This window comes from Bifidobacterium polysaccharolyticum, assembly GCF_016101585.1.
Lineage (GTDB): Bacteria > Actinomycetota > Actinomycetes > Actinomycetales > Bifidobacteriaceae > Bombiscardovia > Bombiscardovia polysaccharolytica.
The window spans coordinates 1-1777 of the sequence record NZ_JACFQG010000011.1 but is presented as its reverse complement, the minus strand read 5'-3'; the positions used below and the strand labels follow the sequence as shown (position 1 = coordinate 1777).

Below are 1777 nucleotides of genomic sequence, written 5' to 3'. Positions count from 1 at the left end.
GGAATCCTCTACAGCTGGGGCCGCAACGACCACGGGCAACTGGGTGACGGCACCACCACGGACCGGTACAAGCCCCAGCCCGTCAGTAACCCAGACACCGGTCAATCGTTTAAGGCCGTGCACATCAGCGCGGGAGCCTTCGACTCGGCCGCCATCGACAACCAGGGCCGCGTCTACACCTGGGGATGCGAAAATAACAACTACAACAGTACAATCTTCAGCACAGCAAGTAAGACACCGACCGCAGCCAAAGACCCTAGTCACCCCAGCCAGACACTGCGCGCGGTACAGGTCAGCGTCAAATGGAGCTTCATCCTGGCCCTGGACGAGGACGGCAATGTATACGCCTGGGGATACAACACCAACGGCCAGCTCGGCAACGGTCAACACACAGGAGAATCCAGCACCACTTATGCTTCCGACCCCACGCTGGTCAAAGACCCCAACGACAATAGCAAGTCCTTCAAGGCAACCCAGATCAGCGCCGGCACATGGCACGCCCTCGCTATCGGCCAAGACGGCAGCCTCTATGCCTGGGGGAAAGTCAACGACACCGAATATCTCACGCCGTCAACAGCCCCGATTCGAGATCCCAACAACTCCAGCAAGGACTTCAAGGCCACCCAGATCAGCGCTGGCACATGGCACTCCCTGGCCATCGACCAGGACGGCAACACCTGGGGATGGGGCTGGAACCACTACGGGCAGACCGGCAACGGCAGCACCAACGATCAACAGGCAACCCCAATAAAAGTAACCGGTCCGAACAGCGCAAGTCAGGGATTCAAGGCCGTCTGCATCAGCGCATCCCACAACCACTCCCTGGCCATCGGCCAGGACGGCAACGCCTACGCCTGGGGCAAGAACGACTACAACCAGCTCGGCAACACCAGCATCCCCGCAACAGGCAACAGCCCCGCACCTATACAGACCATATTCGACCCCACTCCCCTCAACATCACCGGCGTCCAATTCGGGCAAACTGTTGGCAACAGACCAACCAGCAAGTCCGACGGAACCTGGACTACCACTACGCCAGCCCACACAGCGGGAACCCTCTATGTCATCATCAAATGGACTCTTAGCGGCATCAACCAGAAGCCAGCTCAACTTAACTACACCTACATTGGGCCTACGCATTCTGTTGTTTTCAGCGATCCGCAGGGTGGACACCCAACATTTTCGCAAACCATCGGCGATGGCGGTCAGGCTTCGCGTCCCAATCCTGATCCGTCCAGGGAAGGTTATCGTTTCGACGGCTGGTTCGTTAGGGACATTAAAGGTGATTCCAATGTAGCTTACGACTTTAGTCAGCCCGTCACCAGCGGCTTAACCTTGGTCGCACATTGGTCTCCGATTGACACGCACTGGTCAATCAACCCCAGCCAAGGCAACACTCTGGGCGGCCAGCAGGCGACGATCACCCCTCCCGGCCACACCAGCGGCATCCGTTTCAACCAGGTCAGCGCAGGCGGCGAGCAAGACAGCGTCATCGGCTTCTCCTTAGGCGTTGCCAGTGACGGGAATGCCTACGCTTGGGGTAACAACCAGTACGGGCAGCTTGGTCAGGACCCGATCAAGGTATCCACACAGAAGACGCCGACCAGGGTCCCCCTGCCCGACGGCGTGGCCGCCGGCTTCACCTATACGCAAGTTGCTGCAGGCGGCGCCCACACCCTGGCCATAGGCTCTAACGGAATCCTCTACAGCTGGGGCCGCAACGACCACGGGCAACTGGGTGACGGCACCACCACGGACCGGTACAAGCCCCAGCCCG

1 protein-coding gene is annotated in these 1777 nt (G+C 59.5%); it reads left to right on the top strand.

Annotated elements, in window-relative coordinates; translation table 11 throughout:
- The coding region (locus tag H3T90_RS08805; RefSeq protein WP_198230270.1) for an RCC1 domain-containing protein at nt 1–1777 on the top strand (1777 nt) is incomplete at both ends.